The following is a 23905-nucleotide window of genomic DNA, read 5'->3' as shown; positions in this document are numbered from 1 at the left end:
GCGCAGACCCTATCGATGCCCCGCGCCGGGGTCAGCCGTGTCCGCCCGCCCGCACCAGACCCTTCTCGTACGCGAGGACCACCACCTGCACCCGGTCCCGCAGCCCGAGCTTGGTCAGGATGCGGCCGACGTGGGTCTTGACCGTCGCCTCGGACAGCACCAGCCGGGCCGCGATCTCGCCGTTCGACAGTCCCTGGGCCACCAGCACCATGACCTCGCGCTCGCGGTCCGTGAGCCGGTCCAGCTCCTTGTGCTGCGGCTCCCGGCCTGCGGCGGGCAGCATCGGCGCGAAGCGGTCGAGCAGGCGCCGGGTGGTGGAGGGGGCGACGACGGCGTCGCCGCTGTGCACGGAGCGGATGGCGGCCAGCAGTTCGGCGGGCGGCACGTCCTTCAGCATGAAGCCGGATGCGCCCGCCTTCAGCCCGGAGAAGGCGTACTCGTCCAGGTCGAAGGTGGTCAGGATCAGCACCTTCGGCGGGTCGGGCTCCGAGCAGATGCGGCGGGTGGCCTCCACACCGTCCAGCTTCGGCATGCGGACGTCCATCAGGACGACGTCGACGGCGGTGGAGCGCAGCACCTGAAGGGCCTCGACGCCGTCACCCGCCTCCGCGACGACCTCCATGTCCGGCTGGGCGGCCAGCACCATCCGGAAGCCGGTGCGCAGCAGCACCTGGTCATCGACGAGCATCACGCGGATCGTCATCGGGTCCTCAATTCGGCTCTCGGGTCTGCCGCGGGGCGTGACAGATGTCAACAGGGAGCGTGCGTCGGCGTCAAAGCGCTGGTTTGAGCGGGAGCAGGGCACTGATGCGGAATCCTCCGCCCGGACGGGGGCCCGCGTCGAGAGTGCCGCCGACCATGCCGACCCGCTCGCGCATGCCGATCAGGCCGTGGCCGCCGCCGTCGGCGCCGCCCTCCTCGTACAGCTCGTGCGGGGCGCCCTTGCCGTCGTCCTCGACGAGCAGGCCGAGCCCGTCGTCGAAGTAGACGAGGCGCACGCTGGCGCCCGCGTTCGGCCCGCCGTGCTTGCGGGTGTTGGTCAGGGCCTCCTGCACGATGCGGTACGCGGTCAGCTCGACACCGCTGGGCAGCGGGCGCGGGGTGCCCTCGACCTTGAAGTCGACGGGCAGTCCGGAGCTGCGGCACTGCTCGATCAGCTCGTCGATCTGCTCCACGTCGGGCTGCGGGACGTACTCGCCGGCTTCCTTGTGCTCGCCGGTGCGCAGCACGCCGAGCAGGCGGCGCATCTCGGCGAGCGCCTGGCGGCCGGTGGAGGAGATCGTCTCCAGGGCCTTCTTCGCCTGGTCGGGCGCGGCGTCGAGGACGTAGGCGGCGCCGTCCGCCTGCACCACCATCACCGACACGTTGTGCGCGACGACGTCGTGCAGCTCGCGCGCGATCCGGGCGCGCTCGGCGGCGACCGCCACCTTGGCCTGCGCCTCCCGTTCCTTCTCCAGGCGGGCGGCCCGCTCCTCCAGCTGGGCGAAGTAGGCGCGGCGTGTGCGCATGGAGTCGCCGAGCACCCACGCGAGGGCGAACGGCACCGTCTGGAAGACCGCTATCCCGATCTGCCCCGCGAAGCCCGCCTGCTCGGTCGGCCAGCGGATCTCCGCGAGGGTCGCCGCGCACAGGCCGGTGACCAGGGCGAACCTGGAGGCCCAGCGCACGCCGGTCGCGGCGACCGTGTAGATGATCACCAGCATGGCGAAGTCGGCGGCGGTCGTCTCGATGTCCAGGGCGAGCTGGGCCACACCGGTCGCGGCCGTCACCAGCAGCATCGGCTCCGGCAGCCGGCGGCGCAGCGCGGTGACGATGCACAGCACGGCGGACACGGCCAGCCCCGAGGCGACCGATCCGTGGTGGCCCGACGCCCGGTGGACGCTGACGACCCCCACGCAGGAGATCCCGAACAGGACGACGGCCCAGAAGCTGTCGACCCACGTCGGGTGTCTGCGAAGGAAGTCGTAGAGGCGCTGCACGTAACCCAGAGTAGGGAAGTGTGATGTGTGCAGGGGTCAACCGGAGGGCCGATCCGCGGCTGACGCACATACTCCGCAAGGTGGAGACTGTGATCATCTGTGCGCCTAGTCTGGTCCGATGACGGATGGAACGACGCGCGGAACCACGAGCGGATCCACGGGCGGGTCCGCAGGTGAAACGGGCGGCGCGGAGCGGAATGCGGCGCCGGGCGCGTGGCGCGGCTGGCGTGCCGCCACCGAGGCGGCGCTCTACGGGCCCGGCGGCTTCTACCGCCGTCCCGAGGGCCCCGCCGGGCACTTCCGTACGTCCGTGCACGCCTCGCCGCTGTTCGCCGCGGCCGTGGCGAGGCTGCTGTGCCGGGTCGACGACGCGCTCGGACGACCCGGGACGCTGGATTTCGTGGACATGGCAGCCGGGCGGGGCGAACTGGTCACCGGCGTGCTCGCCGCGCTGCCCGCAGAGGTGGCCGCACGCGCGCGCGGGTACGCCGTGGAGATCGCCGCCCGTCCGGCGGGGCTGGACGAGCGGATCACCTGGCTGAGCGAGCCCCCTGCCGGGATCACCGGGCTGCTGTTCGCCAACGAGTGGCTGGACAACGTGCCGCTGGACGTCGCCGAGGTGGACCACGCGGGCGTGCCCCGGCGGGTGCTCGTACGGCCGGACGGCGCCGAACGGCTCGGGGAGCCCGTGACGGGGCCGGAGGCGGCGTGGCTGGCGCGCTGGTGGCCGCTGCCGCCCGAGGAGGGGCTGCGCGCGGAGATCGGGCTGCCGCGGGACGCCGCGTGGGCGTCCGCCGTCGCCTGCGTCGAGCGGGGGCTCGCGGTGGCCGTCGACTATGCGCACACGGCACGGTCACGGCCCCCGTTCGGGACGCTCACCGGGTTCCGGGAGGGCCGCGAGACGGCGCCCGTGCCGGACGGGTCGTGCGACATCACGGCGCACGTCGCACTGGACGCGTGCGCGGCGCTGGACCCATCGGCGGCACTGGCCCCGTTCGCCGCGCCAGGTGCCTCGGCGGCGCGGGAAGCGTCGGCTGCGCCGGAGGCATCGGCGGCGCGGGAAGCATCAGCGGCGCCGGAGGCGTCGGCGGCGCGGGAAGCGCGCGCGGGGGGTACGTCGGCTGCGGGTGCCGATGGGCCGCCGGGCGCCGACAGGGCGCGTACCGCCGATACGATGCCGGCCTCCGGGGCCTCGGATGCCGAGGCAGCCGCGGGCGTGCGCGCCGGGCCGGGCGCCGGTACACCCTTCCGCGCGGCGCGGGCGCTCCCGGCCGCGCGCCTGCTCACCCAACGCGATGCGCTGCACGCCCTGGGCCTCGCCGGCACACGCCCCCCGCTCGCGCTCGCCGCCACGGACCCCCAGGCGTACCTACGCGCCCTCGCGGGCGCCGGCGAGGCCGCGGAACTCACCGAGGCCGGCGGCCTGGGCGACTTCGGCTGGCTGCTCCAGCCGGTCGGCATCCCGCACCCGCTCGCCCCGGCCCCCGCCCGCGCCTGAGGCGCCACCCGGGCCGCTCCTCGGCTTCCGGCCGGCCGGAGGCCGGTTACTTGTCGATGTCCCCGACCACGAAGAACATCGACCCAAGGATCGCCACCATGTCCGCGACCAGCGTCCCCGGAAGCAGCTCGGTGAGCGCCTGGATGTTGTTGTACGAGGCGGAGCGCAGCTTGAGCCGGTACGGGGTCTTCTCCCCCTTGCTGACCAGGTAGTAGCCGTTGATCCCGAGCGGGTTCTCGGTCCACGCGTACGTGTGCCCCTCGGGTGCCTTCAGGACCTTCGGCAGCCGCTGGTTGATCGGGCCGGGCGGCAGCTCAGCGAGCCGGTCGAGACAGGCGTCGGCCAGCGCCAGGGCGTTGTGCGTCTGCTCCAGCAGGCACTCGAAGCGGGCGAGGCAGTCGCCCTCCTGCCGGGTCACCACCCGCAGGGTGTCCCGCAGCTCCCCGTACGCCAGGTACGGCTCGTCGCGCCGCAGATCGAAGTCGACGCCGGCCGCCCGGGCGATGGGCCCGCTCACGCCGTACGCGTGCACGGCCTGCGGCGCGAGCGTCCCGACGCCGCGGGTGCGTCCGCGGAAGATCTCGTTGCCGAGGACCAGGTCGTCGAAGACGTCCATGCGCGAGCGCACCGCGGCGACGGCGGCACGCGCGCGTGCCGTCCAGCCGGCCGGCAGGTCCTCCTTGAGGCCGCCGACCCGGTTGAACATGTAGTGCATGCGCCCGCCGGAGACCTCCTCCATGACGTTCTGCAGCACCTCACGCTCCCGGAACGCGTAGAACACGGGGGTGATGCCGCCCAGCTCCAGCGGGTAGGAGCCGAGGAACATCAGGTGGTTGAGCACCCGGTTCAGCTCGGCGAGCAGCGTGCGCGTCCACACCGCGCGCGTGGGGACCTCCATGCCGAGCATCCGCTCCACGGCGAGCACCACGCCCAGCTCGTTGGAGAACGCCGACAGCCAGTCGTGGCGGTTGGCGAGCATGATGATCTGGCGGTAGTCGCGCGCCTCGAAGAGCTTCTCCGCCCCCCGGTGCATGTAGCCGATCACGGGTTCGGCGTGCAGGATGCGCTCGCCGTCCAGCACGAGCCGCAGCCGCAGCACGCCGTGTGTGGAAGGGTGCTGCGGGCCGATGTTGAGCACCATGTCGGTGCTCTCCGCCGCGCCGCCGATCCCGACCGTGGTCTCCGTCGTAGGAGTCATGCACCCAGTCTCCCCTACGTAGGCTGGCCGTATGGAGACGGGGAGCCCGCGCGAGGCGGGAGCGGAGGGGAGCGCCGAGGGAACGGGGACGGCGGACGCAACGGAGACGGCGGACGCAACGGAGACGGCGGGCGCGACGGGGACGGCGGGGACCGAGCCGGTGTGGACCGGGCTGCCGCCGGGGCTGCTGCGGATGCGGCGACTGCTGCTGTCGGTGTGGCTGGGGCTGGTCGCCCTTGCCGCGGGTCTGCTGCCCGGCCTGCTCGCCGGGCCGCCCTGGGCCGCGTTCGCGCTGCCGCCGCTCGCCCTGCTGGCATGGGGCTGGGTGATACTGGGCCGCAACTGGCGCTCCTGGCGGTACGCCGAGCGCGCCGACGACCTGCTGATCAGCCGCGGCGTCCTGTGGCGCGAGGAGACCGTCGTGCCCTACGGGCGCATGCAACTCGTCGAGGTGACATCCGGGCCGGTGGAGCGGCACTTCGGGCTGGCCAGCGTCCAGCTGCACACCGCGGCCGCGGCCACCGACGCCACCATCCCGGGCCTCGATCCGGCCGAGGCGGAGCGGCTGCGCGACCGGCTCACCGAGCTGGGCGAGGCCCGATCGGCCGGCCTGTGACCGCGCCGGGCGTCGAGGACGGCGTACGACCGCGGCGGGCCGTGACCGAGCGGCGGCTGCACCCGGTGACGCCGTTCCGGCGGGCGTGGGCGCCGGTCGCCGTGCTCGCCGGATGGGCGATGCACGACCCGAACCAGGCGCAGGAGCAGCTGACCAGGCTGACCACGGCATGGCTGCTGACCGGGCTCGCCGTGCTGGTACCGGCCGCCGCCCTCTACGGCTTCCTGTCCTGGTGGTTCACCCACTTCTCGGTGACCGACAGCGAACTGCGCATACGCACCGGCCTGTTGTTCCGGCGCACGGCGCACATCCGGCTGGAGCGCATCCAGGCCGTCGACGTGACGCGTCCCCTCCTCGCGCGCGTGGCGGGCGTCGCCAAGCTGCGGATCGACGTCGTCGGGGCCGACAAGAAGGACGAACTCGCCTTCCTGGGCGAGGACGAGGCGCGCGCCCTGCGCGCGGAACTGCTCGCGCGCGCCGCCGGTTTCGCGCCCGAGACGGCGCACGAGGTCGGCGAGGCCCCGGCGCACGAACTGCTGCGGCTGCCCGCGCGGGATCTCGCGGTCTCCCTGGTGCTGACGGGCGCCACCTGGGGCTCTCTGGTGGCCGCGCTCGTCGTGCCGCCCGTGCTGTGGCTGGCCACCCACAGCGTGTGGACGGTCCTCGCCACCGGGCTGCCGCTGCTCGGCGCGGCAGGCGCGAGCAGCGTGGGCCGGTTCGTCGCCGAGTACGACTGGACGGTGGCCGAGTCCCCGGACGGGCTGCGGATCGACCACGGGCTGCTCGACCGCGCGCACGAGACGGTGCCGCCGGGGCGGGTGCAGACGGTGCGGATCGTGGAGCCGCTGCTGTGGCGCCGGCGCGGCTGGGTGCGGGTGGAACTGGACGTCGCCGGGTCGTCGAACTCGGTGCTGGTGCCGGTCGCCCCGCGCCAGGCCGCCGAGTCGGTCATCGCGCGCGTGCTGCCCGGCGTGGCCGTGCCGCGGTCGGTGGAGCGCCCGCCGCGGCGCGCCCGGTGGTGCCTGCCGGTGTGGTGGCGCGGGCACGGCATCGCGGTCACCGACACGGTGTTCGCCGCCCGGCACGGGCTGCTGCGCCGGAGCCTGTCGCTGGTGCCGCACGCCAAGGTCCAGAGCGTACGGCTCACGCAGGGCCCCTGGGGGCGCCTGTGGCGCCTCGCGGACGTCCATGTGGACACCGGGGCCGACGGGACCGTCACGGCCCGTCTGCGGGACGCCCGGGAGGCGACGGAACTACTGCACGCCCAGGCCGAGCGATCCCGAACAAGCCGCAGAGACGCCCCACCGGACCGATGGATGACCTCAACACACCCGGCAGCCCCCGGAGTTGCCCCGAACACGCCCGGCAGATCAGAAATCGGCCCGAACGCACCCCACCTGACCGGTGAATGACCTCAACGCGCCCGACAGACCACGGCGTTGCCCCGAACACGCCCGGTTGACGGCAACGACGGAACGACCGCTCGCAGATCAGGAGCCGGCCGAACACGCCCCACCTGACCGGTGAATGACCTCCACGCGCCTGGCACACCACAGCGTTGCCCGAACACGCGCCGCAGATCAATCTCGGCCCGAACGGCCCCACCGGACCGGTGAATGACCTCAACACGCCCGGAGGACCGCGTCGTTGCCCCGAACACGCCCGGTTGACGGCGACGACGGAACGACCGCTCGCAGATCAGGAGCCGGCCGAACGCGCCCCACCGGATCGGCGGGCGGCCCAGACGCGCGCCCCCGCACGCGGCCACGGGCACCGGCCGACGGCAGGGCCGGACCGGGCCGCCGCGCGCGACCATGGGCACCGCCCGGTGGCCGGCCCGGACGCGCCGGGCGGACGCGCGCCGCTTGCCGGTCCGAGCGCGCCCGCCGGGCTCAGGAGGCCGCGCTGTGCAGCCCGTGCAGGTCGAGCTGTTCCGTCTCGTCGTGCGCCGTCAGGTCGATGACCTCGCCGGCGTCGTCCGCTTTCTTGTCCGCGGGCTTGAACCCGCCCTCGGACTCGGCCTTGTGGAGCGCGAGCGCCTCCTGACCGACCACATCGGCCAGGTCCTCGTTCTGCACGGCGTCCAAGGGGGCCGACAGCGCGTCCTCCTGGGTGCCGAAGAAGTCGAACCCGCCCTCGACCGCCGGCCGGCGCGCGGGCGTGGCCGGTACGACGGCCACCGCGGTCGGCACGGTGAAGTGCCCCGAGGGCTGCCGCTCGGGCGTGGCGGACCCGGCGGGCGCAGAGGTGTTGACGGCGGTCGCGTGCTCGGGCCCGGCGACCGCCTCGGACTGCCCCTGGTCCTCATCCTCCGGGACGGGCCCCGCGGCGCGCTCCCTGACGTGCTCCGCGTCGCCGCCGCTCGGCCGCGCCTCGGCGGCCTCGGCCTCGACCGTCACGCCCCTGTCCGTCACGCCCGTGTTCGTCACGCCCGCGCGCCGCTGCTTCCCTCCTTTGGGAGCGGACTCCGGGGCCTGCCGCGGTGCCGGCGCGGCGGGCGACGCGGACTCCGTGGCGGCCTCGGGGTCGGAACCGGACCCCGGTCCGGCGGCGGGCTCCGGAACGGACTCGGCGGCGGATCCGCCCACGGACGCCACGTCGGCCACGGCGGCCTCCTCAGCCGCGGCCTCGTCAGCCCCAAGCACCTCGTCGGCCTCGTCAGCCCCAAGCACCTCGTCGGCCTCGTCAGCCCCAGACACCTCATCGGCCGCGACCGCACCGCCACCGCCGGCCAAGCGGGCCAGCGCCACCCCGGCCCGCAGGAACAGTTGGGCGCCCTCGGGCGAGAACACCCCGGCAGCCGCCTGCTTCCCCTCGACGGCCTCGTTCTTCTCGAAGTCCCCGTCAGCCGAGTTCGCCTCCAACGCTCCGCGGACCCCGCGTTCACCGGCCGCCCTGCCGGCGTCCGCCCGTGCGGGCTCCGGCTGCGCCCCGGTCGGCGCGGGCGGCGGCGCGGGCGAGGGCGCGGCCTCGATCTCCAGCAGCCGGCGGCCCTCCAGGGCGGTGGCGCGCTCGGTCTCCGCCGTGGCGTAGCGCCGCAGCAGCGCGGCGTGCTCGTTGCGCAGCCCCGCCAGTTCGGCTCGCTTGGCGCGCAGCCGCTGTTCCAGCTTGACGCGCAGTTCGCGCGACTCCTCCAGGTCGGTCTCCAGCTCCGCGACCCGCTCCTCGTGGCGCCACTCGTCACCGGCACGCGCGCGCGTGAGGTCGGCGACCTGCTTGCCCGCCTGCGCGTCCCAGCGTCGCATCACGGCCGCGCCCACGAACGCGGTCGCCGCGGCGACCGCGGCGACCAGTCGGAGCGCCATCGGATCGGAGGACACCCAGGGGCCCAGCGCGCAGACGAGGGAGACGCCGGCGATCGCCGAGGGCGGCAACAGCCTGTGCAAAGAGGGGGAATGGCGGTGACGTCCACGTGGCATGGCCAGAAACTTACCGCGCGTACGCGAATCGTGGTGACCCGGCCCGTAAAAACACAGCCATACCGAAGCCTTCTCGCAACATAGGGAACGGCATCGGCGAACCGCGCCGCCGAATTCATCAAGATCGTTTTCAGTGGTCGGCCAATCTCCGGCTCAGCCACTGCAACGTACCGGGGATCTCGCGCCGCCAGGTGTTGAAGTTGTGCCCGCCGCTGTCGAGGATGATCGACGAGATCCGGGTCAGGCGCGTGGCCACCACCCGCCTGATGAATTCCCGCGTGGCCTTGTAGTTGGTCTCGCCGACCTTGCTGCTGCTGACGAGCAGTGAGGTGTCCGGCGCGGGCTCGTGAGCGAGGAACCAGCGCAGATCGGCGCGATTGCGCAGCTCCTTGTCGCCGTGGAAGAGATCGCCGGTGGTGGGATCGACCGGCGCCTTGTAGTACGGCGACAGGCCCGCGCCCGCCGCGTACACATCCGGATGGTGCATTGCGAGCTTCAAGGCGCAGTAACCGCCGGTGGAATCACCGACGATTCCCCAGCTGTCAGGCTTTTGGCCCACCCGGTAGTGGGCGCGCACGGCATCGGGCAGGTCCCGGGCGAAGAACGTCTCGGCGCGCGGGCCGCCCGGGACGTCCACGCACTCCGTGTCCCGCGGCGGCGCCACCGTCGGCCGCAGCATCACCAGGATCATCGGCTGCGCGCGCCCGTCCTCGGCGAGTTGCTGTGCGGTCCGCGGGTAGTGCAGCTTGTCCACCAGGGAGCGCGCCGTACCGGGGTAACCGGTGAGGACGACGACCGCCGGGAACGTACGCGTGCGGTAGCGCGGCTGGAAGTACTCGGGCGGCAGATACACGTACGCGGGCGTGGCGAGGTGGGTCGTACGCCCCACGACGGAGACCCGCTGCACCTCCCCGGCGGTCTGCGGCAGCGAGCCGCTGACCCCCGGCACGCGCGCGGTGCCGACCACCCGGAGCGGGCCCGCGTGGCCGCCGGCCGCGTGGTCGACGACGACGCCCTGTTCGGTCTCCTGACCGAACAGGTCCGCCCAGCCGGCGTAGAAGCCGAACGCCTGGTTGGCGGCGACGCCCAGGGAGGCGAACAGCGCCACCTGGGTCGCCAGGAGAAGGGCGATCCGTCCGCTGACGGCCCGCCAGGTCGTGCGGGCCAGCCGCGGCCACACCCACACCGTGCCGGCGAACAGGAGGACGGCGAACCCCACCGCCAGCGCCAGCACCTTGTCGCTAGTGAGACCCATGGGTTGTTTCCTGCCTGCGCTTTCCGCCCACGGCCCGTCGACGCGTTCGTCGCGTGGACTTGCCCTGAGCTTTCCGTGGCCTTTGAACCGGCTTTCCGGTGAGCAATGAACCTCTCCCCCCGAGACACCGTCCTAGAGGGCGCAATGTCGCCGGATGCCCGAATCGGCACCGGGTCGAAGGTCTCTCGCAGAACTACGGGATGCGATGTGTCTGTCAGGATAGATGGGGATATGTCGGGCAAGGTTCCGAGTCGAGCAAACGTGGCGCGCCGCATACTCCGCGGCCCTCGCCCCGAGGCCGTCCCCGCCCTGACCGGCCGGGCGAGCGCTCTCGTGGGCATCCTGGACATCGCCGCGAGCGTCTTCCCGCGCTTCAGACACAGCCGTATGCACGCGCTCGCCGAGGTGCTGCCCGGCGCGCTCGGCCCGTTCGCCGCCGCCCTCTCGCTCAGCACCGGTGTGCTGTTGCTGCTGCTCGCGCACGGCCTCAAACGGCGCAAGCGACGGGCCTGGCGGGCCGCGGTCGCCCTGCTGCCGGCCGGCGCGGTCGCCCAGTTCACGTACCGGCACTCGGTCATCGGGGCGCTCATCTCGCTGGCCCTGCTCGTACTGCTGCTGCGCCACCGCGGCGAGTTCGCGGCCCTGCCCGATCCGCGCAGCCGGTGGCGGGCGCTCGCCAACTTCGTCCTCATGGGCGCCGGTTCGCTCGCCCTCGGGCTGGTCATCGTCAGCGTCCACCCGAAGCGCACGATCGGCGACCCGAGCGTGGCCGACCGTCTCACCCACGTGCTGTACGGCCTGTTCGGCATCGAGGGACCGGTGAACTACCGGGGCAGCACCTCCTGGACGGTCGCCTTCTCGCTCGGCGCCCTCGGCCTGCTCACCGCGGTCACCACCATCTACCTCGCCTTCCGTCCCGAACACCCGGCGGCCCGGCTGACCGAGGAGGACGAGGCCCGGCTGCGCGCCCTGCTCGCCCAGCACGGCGGGCGCGACTCCCTCGGGCACTTCGCACTGCGCCGCGACAAGGCCGTCGTGTTCTCGCCCAGCGGCAAGGCGGCCGTGACCTACCGCGTCGTCTCCGGCGTGATGCTCGCCAGCGGCGACCCGATCGGCGACGTCGAGGCCTGGCCGGGCGCCATCGAGCGCTTCATGGACGAGGCCAGGGCGCACTCCTGGACGCCCGCCGTGATGGGCTGCTCGGAGACCGGCGGCGAGGTCTGGACCCGGGAGACCGGTCTGGACGCGCTCGAACTCGGCGACGAGGCGGTGGTGGACGTCGCGGATTTCTCGCTCGCCGGACGCGCGATGCGCAACGTCCGGCAAATGGTCAAGCGCATCGAACGAGCCGGTTACGAAACCCGGGTACGGCGCATCCGTGACCTCGGCGAAGGGGAACTCGAACGCATCCGGCGGGCCGCGGAGGACTGGCGCGGCACCGACACCGAGCGCGGCTTCTCCATGGCGCTCGGCCGCATCGGCGACCCGGCCGACGGCGACTGCCTGATCGCCACCGCCCACCGGGTCGACGGGGCGGCGGCGCCCGCCCCGGGCGACGGCCGGGCCGAGGACCAGCCCGGCCCTTACGGCGACTTGAAGGCCATCCTGCACTTCGTGCCCTGGGGCGACGACGGTGTGTCCCTGGACCTGATGCGCCGCGACCGCACCGCCGATCCCGGCATGAACGAACTGCTGATCGTCGCCGCGCTCCAGGCGGCGCCGAAGCTCGGCATCACCCGGATCTCGCTCAACTTCGCGATGTTCCGCTCGGCCCTGGCCCGCGGCGAGAAGATCGGCGCGGGCCCGGTGCTGCGCGCCTGGCGCGGGCTGCTGGTCTTCCTCTCGCGCTGGTTCCAGATCGAGTCGCTGTACAAGTTCAACGCCAAGTTCCGGCCCCGCTGGGAGCCGCGGTTCGTCGTCTACCGCGCCTCCGGGGACCTGCCGCGCATCGGCTTCGCCGCCATGCAGGCGGAGGGCTTCGTCAACCTCGCCCTGCCGCTGCCCCGTTTCCTGCGACGCCGCTCGCCCGCCGCCCGCCCGTGCGCCCACGGCCTCGCGGAACGCGACGTACGAGCCGCCTGACCGGCACCGGCACCCGACCTCCATGGCCCGGGGGCCGGCTCCGGCCGGGGCCCGCCGGCCCGGCCGCGTCGCCCGGTCCGACGGGCCGGACCGTCCCGCCCGGGGCCTACGCTGAACGTATGAGCAACCAGAGCGGACGCGGCCGAGTGGCGGGCCTTCCGGCATGGGACCGCTGCGCGGTCATGGGCGTCGTGAACGTGACCCCCGACTCCTTCTCCGACGGCGGCCGCTACTTCGACACGACCGCCGCCGTCAAACACGGCCTCGACCTGGTCGCCGAGGGGGCCGACCTGATCGACGTCGGCGGCGAGTCCACCCGCCCGGGCGCCACCCGCGTCGACCGTGCCGAGGAGCTGAGGCGGGTCACCCCTGTCGTGCGCGGCCTCGCCGCCGAGGGCGTCACCGTCTCCGTCGACACCATGCGCGCCTCGGTCGCCGAACAGTCCCTCGCGGTCGGCGCCACGCTCGTCAACGACGTCAGCGGCGGGCTCGCCGACCCCGCGATGATCCCGGTGGTGGCCGCGGCGGGCGCCCCCTTCGTCGTCATGCACTGGCGCGGCTTCCTGCACGGCGGCAACGTCCCCGGCGGGTACGACGACGTCGTCACCGAAGTCGTCGACGAGCTGCACGCGCGCGTGGAGGCCGTCCTGGCGGGCGGCATCGCCGCCGACCGCATCGTGGTGGATCCGGGCCTCGGCTTCTCCAAGGAGGCCGAGCACGACCTCATGCTCCTCGCCCACCTCGACCGTCTGCGCGCCCTTGGCCACCCGCTGCTCGTCGCCGCCTCCCGCAAGCGGTTCCTCGGCCGGGTCCTGGCCGGCCCGGACGGGGCGCCGCCGCCCGCCCGGGAGCGCGACGCGGCCACGGCCGCCGTCTCCGCACTCGCCGCACAGGCCGGCGCCTGGGCCGTGCGCGTCCACGAGGTACGCGCCACGGCGGACGCCGTAAGAGTGGCGCGCGCCGTGGAGAAAGCGCGCACGCCGGCGAACCCGACGGGAAGCACGCCGGGCGCGAACGACGCGCACGGCGCCGGTGACGCCCGGTGAGCGCCGCCCACACGGACGTCGAACACGTCGAACAGGCCAACGCAGCCTTCTACGAAGCGCTGGAACGGGGCGACTTCGAAGAGCTGTCCTCGCTCTGGCTCGCCCCGTCCGACCTGGGGGTCGACGAGGAGTACCACGACCCGGCGGACACCGGCGTGGTCTCCTGCGTGCACCCGGGCTGGCCGGTGCTCACCGGCCGCGGCGAGGTCCTCAGGTCGTACGCGCTGATCATGGCGAACACCGACTACATCCAGTTCTTCCTCACGGACGTGCATGTCTCCGTCACCGGCGACACCGCCCTGGTCACCTGCACCGAGAACATCCTCAGCGGCGGCCCCGCACCCGAGTCCGGCGCGGAACTCGGCCCCCTGGTCGGGCAGCTCGTCGTCGCCACGAATGTGTTCCGGCGCACATCCGACGGATGGAAGCTCTGGTCACACCACGCCTCACCGGTTCTGGCCGAAAACGACGAGGACGAGGACGACGCCTCACCGGCCTGAGCGGGTAGGGGCCCTGCCAGGGATCGAGAAGTGGCCGGAATCACGAACCGGCGGGCAGGTCGGGCCACCGACCCGTGAGCCGCCGGGTTCCCCACGGGAAACAGGCGGTGAAACCTCCCGGTCCCCGGCCGGGCGCACACCCCCGTGGCCCGGTGCTGTCAGTGCCCGCAGGTAGATTCGTGTGAGGCCGGAGTGCCGCCCGCACTCGGTACGAACCGGCCGTCACCGACGATTGCAGGAGTGATTCGCGTGGATCGTGTCGCGTTGCGCGGCCTGAAGGCCCGCGGGCACCACGGTGTGTTCCCCAAGGAACGCGAGGAGGGCCAGACCTTCATCGTGGACCTGGTCCTCGGCCTGGACACCCGGCCGGCCGCCGCCGACGACGACCTGGCGAAGACCGTGCACTACGGCATCGTGGCCGAGGAGGTCGTGGCCGTGGTCGAGGGCGAACCGGTGAACCTGATCGAGACCCTGGCCGAGCGCATCGCGCAGAGCTGCCTGAAGCACGAAGGGGTCGAGGAGATCGAGGTCTGCGTCCACAAACCGGACGCGCCGATCACGGTTCCCTTCGACGACGTGACCGTCACCATCACCCGGAGCCGAGTATGACCGCATTCTTCACACACGGTCCGAGCGACCCGACCGTACAGCCGGTGCCCGCCTCCGTCGTCGAGCAGGTCGACGCCGCCGACACCACCCTGCAGAACCCCAAACGCGCGGTGATCTCCCTCGGCTCCAACCTCGGCAACCGCCTGGAGACCCTTCAGGGCGCCGTCGACGCCCTGGAGGACACCCCGGGCGTCCGCATCAAGGCGGTCTCGCCGGTGTACGAGACGCAGCCGTGGGGTGTGAAGCCGGGCAGCCAGCCCTCGTACTTCAACGCGGTGGTGGTGCTCAAGACCACCCTCCCGCCGTCCTCCCTGCTGGAGCGGGCGCACGCGGTCGAGGAGGCCTTCCACCGGGTGCGGGACGAGCACTGGGGTCCGCGGACCCTCGATGTGGACATCGTGGCGTACGCCGACATCGTCTCCGACGACCCGCAGCTCACCCTGCCCCACCCGCGCGCCCATGAACGCGCCTTCGTGCTGGCGCCCTGGCATGATCTGGACCCCGACGCCAAGCTCCCCGGCCGCGGCACCGTCGCCGGCCTCCTCGGCACCGTCACCCGCAACGGCGTCGAAGCGCGCACGGACCTGGAACTCCGACTGCCCGAGTAGTCGTTAAGGTCGAGACGACCACGGGACGGACACACCGAGGTGGGCCGCCCACGACCACGTCCGGGGGAGCTGAACAAACACCGTGAGAGAGCTGCACATCAGGGTGCTGGTCGGCGTGTTCGTCGTCGCCGGAGTGCTGTCCTGGGCGGGCGCCCGCCTGTGGAACTCGGTGGGGACGCTGCCCAGCGTGCCGCTGGCCGCCCCCATCGTCCTCGCCCTGATCGCGGCGGTCCTGCTGTCCACGGCGCTGTCGCTGCGCGCCCGCCTCAAGGCCCAGCGGGAACGGCGTCCCGGCGCCAAGGGTGTCGACCCGCTGATGGCCGCCCGCGCGGTCGTCTTCGGCCAGGCCAGCGCCCTGGTCGCCGCCCTCGTCGCCGGGATGTACGGCGGCACGGGCGTCTTCCTGCTGGAGCTACTCGACATCCCCGCCCGCCGCGACCAGGCCTTCTACGCGGGCTTCTGCGTCCTGGCCGGCATCGCCGTCATAGCGGCGGCCCTCTTCCTGGAACGTGTCTGCAAACTCCCCGAAGACGACGACCACGACAACTCGGGCGCGGAACCGGTGTCCTGACGCGACTGTCCCCGGACGGGGCGGGCCGTTCAGCGCGCCAGTATCAGGCTCATGGCCTCGGCGCGGGTCGTGGCGTCCCTGAGTTGGCCGCGCACGGCCGAAGTCGTCGTCTTGGCACCGGGCTTGCGGATGCCGCGCACGGACATGCACATATGCTCCGCCTCGATGACGACGATCACACCCCGGGCCTCAAGGATCCGCACGAGGGAGTCGGCGATCTGCGTGGTGAGTCGTTCCTGCACCTGCAGACGACGGGCGAACACCTCCACGAGGCGAGCCAGCTTCGACAAACCGGTGATCTTGCCGCTTTCGGCCGGAATGTACCCGACGTGCGCCACGCCGTGAAACGGCAGCAGATGATGTTCGCAGAGCGACACGATCTCGATGTCCTTCACCAGGACCATCTCGTCATGGCCCAGATCGAACGTCGTCGTCAGAACGTCCTCGGGCTCCTGCCGCAGCCCCGCCAGCAGTTCGCGGTACGCCCGTGCCACCCGTGCCGGTGTCTCCCTCAGGCCCTCGCGGTCGGGGTCCTCGCCGACCGCGATGAGGAGTTCGCGTACGGCGTTCTCGGCGCGCTTCTCGTCGAACTCGCCGATGGTGCCCTCGACGTCCAAGGTCACGGGGTCGGTCATGGGGTGCCTCGTTCCTGTCGCTCATGTGCGGACATGCGTGAATGCCGCGCCCCCAAGGCTAGAACCCTGGGGGGCGCGGCATTCATTCCGGGGTTGGTGTGGCCACCGGGGCCACACCGCCGACGGCCACACCGTCGGCGGGGTCAGCTCTCCGGGCGGTCCTCCGGGGTCGGCTCGGCCACCGGAGCGGACTCCGCCGCCGTCGACTTGGCCGTGGTGATCGCCGGCGTCGCACCGTTCGCCCCGTTGGTCAGTGCCAGCTCCTTGGGGGAGAGCACCGGCGGGCGGGTGGAGGGCGTACGCCGGGAGGAGCCGGTCCAGGCGGGCCGCGGCGGCCGCTTGACGATCGGCGCGAAGACCTCGGCGATCTCCTCCTTGCCCAGCGTCTCCTTCTCCAGGAGGGCCAGCACCAGGTTGTCGAGGACGTCGCGGTTCTCGACCAGGATCTCCCAGGCCTCGTTGTGCGCGGTCTCGATGAGCTTCTTGACTTCCTCGTCCACCAGGGCGGCGACCTCTTCCGAGTAGTCGCGCTGGTGGGCCATCTCACGTCCGAGGAACGGCTCGGTGTTGTCGCCGCCGAACTTGATCGCGCCCAGCCGCTCGGTCATGCCGTACTGGGTGACCATCGCGCGGGCCGTGGCGGTGGCCTTCTCGATGTCGTTCGCGGCGCCCGTGGTCGGGTCGTGGAAGACCAGTTCCTCGGCCGCGCGACCGCCCAGCATGTAGGCGAGCTGGTCCAGCATCTCGTTGCGGGTCGTGGAGTACTTGTCCTCGTCCGGGAGCACCATGGTGTAGCCGAGCGCCCGGCCGCGGGACAGGATGGTGATCTTGTGGACCGGGTCGGAGTTCGGGGAGGCCGCCGCGACCAGGGCGTGTCCGCCCTCGTGGTACGCGGTGATCTTCTTCTCCTTGTCCGACATGATCCGGGTCCGCTTCTGCGGGCCCGCGACCACACGGTCGATCGCCTCGTCCAGCATCTGGTTGTCGATCAGCTTCCTGTCGCTGCGGGCCGTGAGCAGCGCCGCCTCGTTCAGCACGTTCGACAGGTCGGCGCCGGTGAAGCCGGGGGTGCGGCGGGCGACGGCCGAGAGGTCGACGTCCGGGGCGACCGGCTTGCCCTTCTGGTGGACCTTGAGGATCTCCAGGCGGCCCTGCATGTCCGGGCGGTCGACCGCGATCTGGCGGTCGAAGCGGCCGGGGCGCAGCAGGGCCGGGTCGAGGATGTCCGGACGGTTCGTCGCGGCGATGAGGATCACACCGCCCTTGACGTCAAAGCCGTCCATCTCGACCAGCAGCTGGTTCAGCGTCTGCTCGCGCTCGTCGTGACCGCCGCCGAGGCCGGCGCCGCGGTGGCGGCCGACCGCGTCGATCTCGTCGACGAAGACGATCGCGGGCGCGTTGGCCTTGGCCTGCTCGAACAGGTCACGGACCCGGGAGGCACCGACACCGACGAACATCTCGACGAAGTCGGAACCGGAGATCGAGTAGAAGGGGACCCCTGCCTCGCCGGCCACGGCACGCGCGAGCAGCGTCTTGCCGGTGCCGGGCGGGCCGTAGAGCAGCACGCCCTTGGGGATCTTGGCGCCGACGGCCTGGAACTTGGCCGGCTCCTGGAGGAACTCCTTGATCTCGTGGAGTTCCTCGACCGCCTCGTCCGAACCCGCGACATCGGCGAACGTCGTCTTCGGGGTGTCCTTGGTGATGAGCTTGGCCTTGGACTTCCCGAAGTTCATGACCCGGGAGCCGCCGCCCTGCATCTGGTTCATCAGGAACAGGAAGACGACCACGATCAGGACGAAGGGCAGCAGCGAGAGCAGCACGCCCACGAACGGGTTCTGCTTGGACGGCGACACGGTGTAGCCGTCGGTGATCTGCTTGTCCTGGTACTTGGTCTGCAGGGTGCTGGCAATGGCCACGCCCTGGTCGCCGATGTAGCTCGCCTGGATCTTCGAGCTGCCGTCGACCTTCTGGCCGTCCTTCAGCGTGACCTTGATGCTCTGCTCGTCACCGGTGGTGAGCTTGGCCGACTGCACCCGGTTGTCGTTGATCGCTGCCACGACCTGGCCGGTGTCCACCGTCTTGTAGCCGCCGGACGAGCCGACGACCTGCATCAACACGACCACGGCAAGGACGGCCAGCACGATCCACATGACCGGCCCACGGAAGTATCGCTTCACGTCCATCCATACGGAGCGGTGCCGCCCCGTCCCTCCTGCCATAGTGAGTTTGATAAGACAGTTCTTCTGACGGTACCCCAGCATTGTTGCCCGAAGTGGCACGGACGGCTGGCATTCCCGTCTCTGCATGCTCCAACGGCGCGAAACCCGCTGGGGTTCCCGATCGTCTTACGAGAATGGCCCCGCTGGGGCTCAGCCGCCGTAGACGTGAGGCGCGAGCGTACCGACGAACGGGAGGTTGCGGTACTTCTCGGCGTAGTCGAGCCCGTAGCCGACGACGAACTCGTTGGGGATGTCGAAGCCGACCCACTCCACGTCGATGGCGACCTTGGCGGCCTCGGGCTTGCGCAGCAGCGTGCACACCTTGAGGGTGGCCGGCTCCCGGGAGCCCAGGTTGGAGATCAGCCAGGACAGGGTCAGCCCGGAGTCGATGATGTCCTCGACGACGAGCACGTGCTTGCCCTTGATGTCGGTGTCGAGGTCCTTGAGGATCCGCACGACACCGGAGGACTGGGTGCCCGCGCCGTAGGAGGACACGGCCATCCAGTCCATGGTGACGGGGGTGGACAGTGCCCGGGCGAGGTCCGCCATGACCATCACGGCGCCCTTGAGGACACCGACGATCAACAGGTCCTTGCCCGCGTACTCCGCGTCGATCTTCGCGGCCAGCTCGGCCAGCTTCGCGTCGATCTCTTCCTTGGTGATGAGCACCTGCTGGAGGTCGGCACCCATGTCTTTCGCGTCCACCCGCATCACTTTCGGTCGTCCCGCAGTTACGGCACCGGCCCGTCCGGCCCCCCGCACGGAGGAGTGAGATTCAGCCCTGCCGGATCACCAGTCTGCCACCCTGGCGCTGGGCGACGACTTTGCCCGGGAGGTTGATGGCTCCCTGGCCGCGCCAGCCCGTGATCAGGCGGTCGACTTCCTCGATATGGCGGGCGAAAAGCGAGCCGGCCGGGGCGCCGGCCTCGATGGCGGCGCGGCGCAGCACTCGGCGGCGCACGGCGGGCGGCAGCGCGTAGAGCTTGGCGCACTCCAGGACCCCGGCGGCGTCACGCACGGCGGTCGCGGCCTGGACGGCCCAGGCGTCGAGGGCGTCGGCGTCGTCGCGGGACAGCCGCGCGGTGCGGGCGAGGGCTTCGACGACGCCCTTGCCGAGGGCCTTCTCCAGGGCGGGCAGGCCCTCGTGGCGCAGCCGGGAGCGGGTGTACGCCGGGTCCGTGTTGTGCGGGTCGTCCCAGACCGGCAGGGACTGGACCATGCAGGCCTTGCGGACGGTCTGCCGGTCGAGCCGCAGGAAGGGACGCCGGTAACGGCCGCCGGCCCCCGAGACCGCGGCCATTCCGGACAGGGAGCGGATGCCGGACCCCCGGGCGAGCCCGAGCAGGACGGTTTCTGCCTGGTCGTCACGGGTGTGGCCGAGCAGGATCGCGGAGGCGCCGTGCCGGTCGGCGGCGGCGTCGAGGGCGGCGTAGCGGGCATCGCGGGCGGCCGCCTCGGGTCCGCCCGCGCGGCCGACGCTCACCGCGACGCACTCCACGGGGTCCAGGCCCAGCTCACGCAGCCGCAGCACGACCTCCTCGGCACGGGCGCCGGAGCCGGGCTGGAGGCCGTGGTCGACGGTGATGCCGCCGGCGCGGATGCCGAGTTTGGGGGCTTCGAAGGCGAGGGCGGAGGCGAGGCCCATGGAGTCGGCGCCGCCGGAGCACGCCACGAGTACGAGCGGGGAGGGGGAACGCTCGTGCCCGGCGCCGCGACCGCCGGTGCGCGGGCCCGCGCGCCGGGGAGCGGCCTGCGGGGTCGCGGAAGTGTGGTCGGTGAGGATGTCGTGGAGGACGCGGCGGACCGCCAGGCGTATCGCCGCGACCGCAGGATGGGGACCCATGTCCGGTTCCCTTCATGAAGTCTTCGGGGGTGAACCCGAGGTTCGGTCACTCAGAGTGTGTAGATGGTGACAGAAACGGGCCGTTCCCCGAGCATTGCACGCCTACCCCTGGCACACGGTCCCTCGGACGAGTGATTGAAGGGGCGTTCGCCTGCCGTAGGCCGGATTCCGTTCACGACGACCGCATGCCGTTCACGACTCCGGCTTGCGATGCACCCGCGCGATCCAGTCCGCCGGTTTGGCGATCTCCGCCTTGGTCGGCAGGGTGTTCGGGGAGGTCCACACCCGGTTGAAGCCGTCCATGCCGACCTGGTCGACGACGGCTCGCACAAAGCGTTCGCCGTCCCGGTACTGCCTGAGTTTGGCATCCAGACCGAGCAGCTTGCGCAGGGCCATGTCCAGCCGGGAGGCGCCCTTGGCGCGGCGCTGCTGGAACTTCTCGCGGATCTCGGCGACGGTCGGCACGACATCCGGGCCGACTCCGTCCATCACGAAGTCGGCGTGTCCCTCCAGCAGGGACATCACGGCGGTGAGCCGGCCCAGGATCTCCCGCTGCGCCGGAGTCTGCACGAGGTCCACGAAGGACCGCCCGCCGTCGTCCTCCTCGGCCTCGGGCCGTCCGCCGGCCAGCGACTGGGCGGCCTCGCGGATGCGCTCCAGGACGGTCATGGGGTCGACGTCGGTCTCCGCGAGGAACGACTGGATCTCGCCCTCCAGGTGGTCGCGCAGCCAGGGCACCGCCGAGAACTGGGTGCGGTGGGTCTCCTCGTGCAGGCACACCCACAGCCTGAAGTCGTGCGGCCGGACGTCGAGTTCCCGCTCCACGTGGACGATGTTCGGCGCGACCAGCAGCAGCCGGCCGCCGCCGTTCCGGCCCGCCGGCAGGTCCCGGGTGGCGGGGGCGAAGGTCTCGTACTGGCCGAGGACGCGGGAGGCCAGGAAGGACAGCAGCATGCCGAGTTCGACGCCGGTGACCTTGCCGCCGACCGTGCCAAGGACCGCGCCGCCCGGGGTGCCGCCGCGCCGCTCCTGCATCTTGTCGAGCAGCGGTTTGAGGACCTCCCGGAACCCGGCCACGTTCGCCCGGATCCAGCCGGGGCGGTCGACGACGAGGACCGGGGTGTCGTGGATGTCCTCGGTACCCAATCGGGTGAAGCCCCGGACGTGCGCCTCCGAGGACTTCGCGTGCCGGCGCAGCTCCGCGACGACGGCCCTGGCCTCGTCGCGGCTCGCCTCGGGGCCCGGCCGTACGAGCCGGGTCGCGGTCGCGACCGCGAGATTCCAGTCGACCAACCCAGAAGAAGCGGCACCGCCGATGCTCGTCATGCGTCAACGGTACGTGAGCACCCCGCCTTGAGGCAGTCCAAGCACCCGCGCCCCCAAGGACCGCAGGCAACTGCACGACCTACGCCGCGAAGGGGCGCGGGGAACTGCGCGAGCAACCACAGCGCACCCGCACCCGAAGGACGCCCCCCTTTCGGCCCCACCCGGCAAAGCGTCCGGCGGAGCGTCCGGTGGAGCGGTCAGCAGCCGCAGTCCGCCAGCGCCGTAGCGGTGGCGTCCAGCGCCGCCTGGGCCTCGACGGCGTTCGTCGTGTCGGACGCCAGGAAGGCGAAGGCCAGCAGCCGGCCGTCCCGGTCGGCCACGGTGCCGGCCAGCGAGTTGACCCCCGTGAGGGTGCCGGTCTTGGCCCGTACGACGCCCGCCGCGCCGTTCGCGTAGCGGTCGCTGAGGGTGCCGGTGAAGCCGGCCACCGGGAGGCCGGTGAGGACCGGACGCAGATCGGGCCGGCCGGGCGAGGCGGCCTTGGCCAGGAGGGCGGTGAGCAGGTTCGCCGTCAGCCGGTCGTCGCGGTTCAGGCCGCTGCCGTCGTGGAAGACGGACCCGGCCGTCGGCAGGCCCAGCTTCGTCAGCTGGGCGGCGATGGCCCGGGCGCCGCCGTCGAAGTCGGCCCGCCCGCCGGTCGCGACGGCGGTCTGCCGGGCCAGCGCCTCGGCGATGTCGTTGTCGCTGTCGGTCAGCATGCGTTCGACCAGGGCGGACAGCGGGGGCGAGGCGACGGAGGCGAGGGCGGCGGCGCGTCCGGTGGCCTTGGCGGGGCCGGGAGCCGTCGTCTTGACGCCGGCCTTTCCGAGGAGGTCGGCGAAGGTGCGGGCCGCGCCCGCCGCCGGGTCGGGCACCCGGGGCGCGGGGCCGCTCGTGGTGGCGTCGGCGCGGCCCTCGTCGGCCATCAGGGCGCTGACCCGGGCGAGGTTGTCGTTCACGCCGATGGGGTGCAGGTCGGGGCCCGAGTACAGGCTGGTGTCGTAGGAGAGGGTGACCTCGTGGACGCCGCGGGCGCGCAGCGCCTTCGCGGTGTCGGCGGCGAGGGTGCGCAGGCCGGCCCAGCCGTCGGGGTTCTTCCGGGCGGTGAGGGTGGGGTCGCCGCCGCCGACGAGCACGAGTTTCCTGCTGCCGGGTTCCAGGACGGCGCGGGTGGTGAGGCGGTGGTCGGGGCCGAGAGTGGAGAGCGCGGCGACCGCGGTGGCGATCTTCGTGGTGGAGGCGGGGGTCAGCGCCTTGTCGGCTCCGGTGCCGTACAGCCGTTTACCGGTCGCCGCGTCCACCACCACGGCCGTGTGGGAACCGCCCAGTGCCGGGGCGTCCAGGAGCGGCCCGAGGACGTCCGCGAGGGCTTTCCCGGTGCCCTTGGCGCCCGTGGAGTCGCTGGTGTCCTTGGTGTCCGCGGCGCTCGCGGTGCCGCCGAGACCGGTCAGCACAGGCGCCGCGCTCGGGGCCGGCCGCAGGTCTTCGGAGGCCGTACCGGAGTCGCCGCCGTGATCTGCGCCACCTGCCCGCTCCAGGGCGGCGGCCCGGTCCCGCTCGGCCGTACGCTGACCGTTGGCGTCCCAGGGACCGGCGGCGGTCACCACCCCGGCGGCCAGCGCCAGCCCGGCGGTGGCGGCACCCGCGGTGACCTGCCAGGTCCGCGCTGTCCCGGGCCCGGGGAGCCGCGCGAGCTGCGGTTTCACGGCCCGTACGAGCCGCGCGACCCGTGGCCGGACGGTCGCCGCGCCCCCTGCCAGACGTGGTAGTACGGCGTTCACGATCCGCATCACGTGCGGTCTCGCGGCGCGCCACGGCCTCAGCTCTGGCATGACCACCAGCCCCTTTCGCGATCACACACCTGCGTGAGGGACACTTAACCACCAGAACTATGTGCTGATCATGGAGGAGCCACCGGTGGAGTTCGACGTCACGATCGAGATTCCGAAGGGTTCGCGGAACAAGTACGAGGTGGACCACGAGACCGGTCGTATCCGCCTGGACCGTCGTCTCTTCACCTCGACCGCCTACCCGACCGACTACGGCTTCGTCGAGAACACCCTCGGCGAGGACGGCGACCCGTTGGACGCGCTGGTCATCCTGGACGAGCCGACGTTCCCGGGCTGCCTGATCCGCTGCCGGGCGATCGGCATGTTCCGCATGACGGACGAGGCGGGCGGCGACGACAAGCTGCTGTGCGTCCCGGCCACCGACCCGCGGGTGGAGCACCTGCGCGACATCCACCACGTCTCCGAGTTCGACCGCCTGGAGATCCAGCACTTCTTCGAGGTCTACAAGGACCTGGAGCCCGGCAAGTCGGTCGAGGGTGCCAACTGGGTGGGTCGTACGGACGCCGAGGCGGAGATCGAGCGGTCCTACAAGCGCGCCAAGGAGCAGGGCGGTCACTGAGCCCGCTGCCGCACGGACGGGGCGCCCCCCCACCCCTGCCGGCCCTCCCGGTGTACCAGGGGCTAAAGAGGGTGAGGGTAGGTGGGGGTGAGGGGGGGGGGAGGAGTGACGGA

21 protein-coding genes are annotated in these 23905 nt (G+C 72.3%); 10 read left to right on the top strand and 11 right to left on the bottom strand.

Annotation, left to right across the window (positions count from 1 at the left end; genetic code table 11):
* Nucleotides 1-31: 31 nt before the first annotated feature.
* A complete protein-coding gene (locus ABT245_RS22265) occupies nucleotides 32-703 on the bottom strand; it encodes a response regulator transcription factor (RefSeq protein WP_351736136.1) in 672 nt (223 codons plus the stop codon).
* 70 nt (nucleotides 704-773) lie between these two features.
* Nucleotides 774-1979: a sensor histidine kinase gene (locus ABT245_RS22260; RefSeq protein WP_351736134.1), complete on the bottom strand. Its 1206-nt coding sequence runs from the start codon at nucleotides 1977-1979 to the stop codon at nucleotides 774-776.
* A gap of 118 nt (nucleotides 1980-2097) precedes the next feature.
* Between ABT245_RS22260 and ABT245_RS22255 the strand changes: the two genes are divergently transcribed.
* The gene (locus ABT245_RS22255; protein WP_351736132.1) at nucleotides 2098-3477 is read left to right on the top strand and encodes an SAM-dependent methyltransferase; all 1380 of its coding nucleotides are present in this window, start codon (nucleotides 2098-2100) and stop codon (nucleotides 3475-3477) included.
* A 46-nt stretch (nucleotides 3478-3523) separates the two neighbouring features.
* Here the strand turns inward: ABT245_RS22255 and ABT245_RS22250 are convergent, their stop codons facing one another.
* Complete coding sequence (locus ABT245_RS22250; RefSeq protein WP_351736130.1) at nucleotides 3524-4675, bottom strand: NADH-quinone oxidoreductase subunit D; 1152 nt, start codon at nucleotides 4673-4675, stop codon at nucleotides 3524-3526.
* A 31-nt stretch (nucleotides 4676-4706) separates the two neighbouring features.
* Here ABT245_RS22250 and ABT245_RS22245 point away from each other — a divergent pair, with 31 nt between their 5' ends.
* Together ABT245_RS22245 and ABT245_RS22240 are read left to right on the top strand one after the other, a co-directional pair.
* The gene (locus ABT245_RS22245; RefSeq protein ID WP_351736128.1) at nucleotides 4707-5291 is read left to right on the top strand and encodes a PH domain-containing protein; all 585 of its coding nucleotides are present in this window, start codon (nucleotides 4707-4709) and stop codon (nucleotides 5289-5291) included.
* Nucleotides 5288-6703, top strand: a complete 1416-nt coding sequence (locus ABT245_RS22240; RefSeq protein WP_351736126.1) for a PH domain-containing protein — start codon at nucleotides 5288-5290, stop codon at nucleotides 6701-6703. The genes ABT245_RS22245 and ABT245_RS22240 overlap by 4 nt, the downstream gene beginning before the upstream one ends.
* A 480-nt stretch (nucleotides 6704-7183) precedes the next feature.
* Here ABT245_RS22240 and ABT245_RS22235 read toward each other — a convergent pair whose 3' ends face one another.
* Both ABT245_RS22235 and ABT245_RS22230 read right to left on the bottom strand, forming a co-directional pair.
* Nucleotides 7184-8710, bottom strand: coding sequence for a hypothetical protein (locus tag ABT245_RS22235; RefSeq protein ID WP_351736124.1), 1527 nt, complete (start codon nucleotides 8708-8710; stop codon nucleotides 7184-7186).
* Nucleotides 8711-8840: 130 nt separating this feature from the next.
* Entirely contained in the window at nucleotides 8841-9965 is a 1125-nt protein-coding gene (locus tag ABT245_RS22230; protein ID WP_351736122.1) for an alpha/beta hydrolase, read from the bottom strand.
* 231 nt (nucleotides 9966-10196) lie between these two features.
* On the opposite strand from ABT245_RS22230, the gene ABT245_RS22225 reads away from it, so the two are divergent.
* The 6 genes from ABT245_RS22225 to ABT245_RS22200 all read left to right on the top strand — a co-directional run bounded on the left by ABT245_RS22225 (nucleotide 10197) and on the right by ABT245_RS22200 (nucleotide 15381).
* Entirely contained in the window at nucleotides 10197-12047 is a 1851-nt protein-coding gene (locus ABT245_RS22225) for a phosphatidylglycerol lysyltransferase domain-containing protein (protein WP_351736120.1), read from the top strand.
* A gap of 119 nt (nucleotides 12048-12166) precedes the next feature.
* On the top strand, nucleotides 12167-13093 hold the full coding sequence (gene folP, locus ABT245_RS22220; protein ID WP_351736118.1) for a dihydropteroate synthase: 927 nt from the start codon (nucleotides 12167-12169) through the stop codon (nucleotides 13091-13093).
* The gene (locus tag ABT245_RS22215) at nucleotides 13090-13593 is read left to right on the top strand and encodes a nuclear transport factor 2 family protein (RefSeq protein ID WP_351736116.1); all 504 of its coding nucleotides are present in this window, start codon (nucleotides 13090-13092) and stop codon (nucleotides 13591-13593) included. The genes folP and ABT245_RS22215 overlap by 4 nt, the downstream gene beginning before the upstream one ends.
* 249 nt (nucleotides 13594-13842) lie before the next feature.
* A complete protein-coding gene (gene folB / locus ABT245_RS22210; protein ID WP_351736114.1) occupies nucleotides 13843-14202 on the top strand; it encodes a dihydroneopterin aldolase in 360 nt (119 codons plus the stop codon).
* Entirely contained in the window at nucleotides 14199-14810 is a 612-nt protein-coding gene (folK, locus tag ABT245_RS22205) for a 2-amino-4-hydroxy-6-hydroxymethyldihydropteridine diphosphokinase (RefSeq protein ID WP_351736112.1), read from the top strand. The genes folB and folK overlap by 4 nt, the downstream gene beginning before the upstream one ends.
* Nucleotides 14811-14892: 82 nt before the next feature.
* A complete protein-coding gene (locus ABT245_RS22200) occupies nucleotides 14893-15381 on the top strand; it encodes a DUF3180 domain-containing protein (protein WP_351736110.1) in 489 nt (162 codons plus the stop codon).
* 29 nt (nucleotides 15382-15410) lie between these two features.
* Here ABT245_RS22200 and folE read toward each other — a convergent pair whose 3' ends face one another.
* From folE to dacB, 6 genes are all read right to left on the bottom strand, one after another.
* Complete coding sequence (folE, locus tag ABT245_RS22195; protein ID WP_351736108.1) at nucleotides 15411-16016, bottom strand: GTP cyclohydrolase I FolE; 606 nt, start codon at nucleotides 16014-16016, stop codon at nucleotides 15411-15413.
* Between the two features lie 143 nt (nucleotides 16017-16159).
* A complete protein-coding gene (gene ftsH, locus ABT245_RS22190) occupies nucleotides 16160-18199 on the bottom strand; it encodes an ATP-dependent zinc metalloprotease FtsH (RefSeq protein WP_351736106.1) in 2040 nt (679 codons plus the stop codon).
* 186 nt (nucleotides 18200-18385) lie between these two features.
* Nucleotides 18386-18946, bottom strand: coding sequence for a hypoxanthine phosphoribosyltransferase (gene hpt / locus ABT245_RS22185; RefSeq protein WP_351736104.1), 561 nt, complete (start codon nucleotides 18944-18946; stop codon nucleotides 18386-18388).
* A gap of 64 nt (nucleotides 18947-19010) precedes the next feature.
* A complete protein-coding gene (gene tilS, locus ABT245_RS22180) occupies nucleotides 19011-20078 on the bottom strand; it encodes a tRNA lysidine(34) synthetase TilS (RefSeq protein ID WP_351736102.1) in 1068 nt (355 codons plus the stop codon).
* Nucleotides 20079-20270: 192 nt separating this feature from the next.
* A complete protein-coding gene (locus tag ABT245_RS22175) occupies nucleotides 20271-21404 on the bottom strand; it encodes an Rv3626c family coenzyme F420 biosynthesis-associated protein (protein WP_351736100.1) in 1134 nt (377 codons plus the stop codon).
* Nucleotides 21405-21601: 197 nt separating this feature from the next.
* Nucleotides 21602-23215 (bottom strand): D-alanyl-D-alanine carboxypeptidase/D-alanyl-D-alanine endopeptidase, encoded by a 1614-nt coding sequence (dacB, locus tag ABT245_RS22170; RefSeq protein ID WP_351736098.1) that lies wholly within the window; start codon nucleotides 23213-23215, stop codon nucleotides 21602-21604.
* Between the two features lie 85 nt (nucleotides 23216-23300).
* On the opposite strand from dacB, the gene ABT245_RS22165 reads away from it, so the two are divergent.
* Nucleotides 23301-23792 carry an inorganic diphosphatase gene (locus ABT245_RS22165; RefSeq protein WP_351736096.1) on the top strand — a complete coding sequence of 164 codons (492 nt, stop codon included), beginning with the start codon at nucleotides 23301-23303 and terminating at the stop codon, nucleotides 23790-23792.
* Nucleotides 23793-23905 lie beyond the last annotated feature (113 nt).

The sequence above is a fragment of the Streptomyces sp. NPDC001508 genome (genome assembly GCF_040298665.1).
GTDB lineage: Bacteria > Actinomycetota > Actinomycetes > Streptomycetales > Streptomycetaceae > Streptomyces.
Note: the sequence above shows the minus strand (reverse complement) of the source record. Positions and strands in the feature narration are given on the sequence as shown.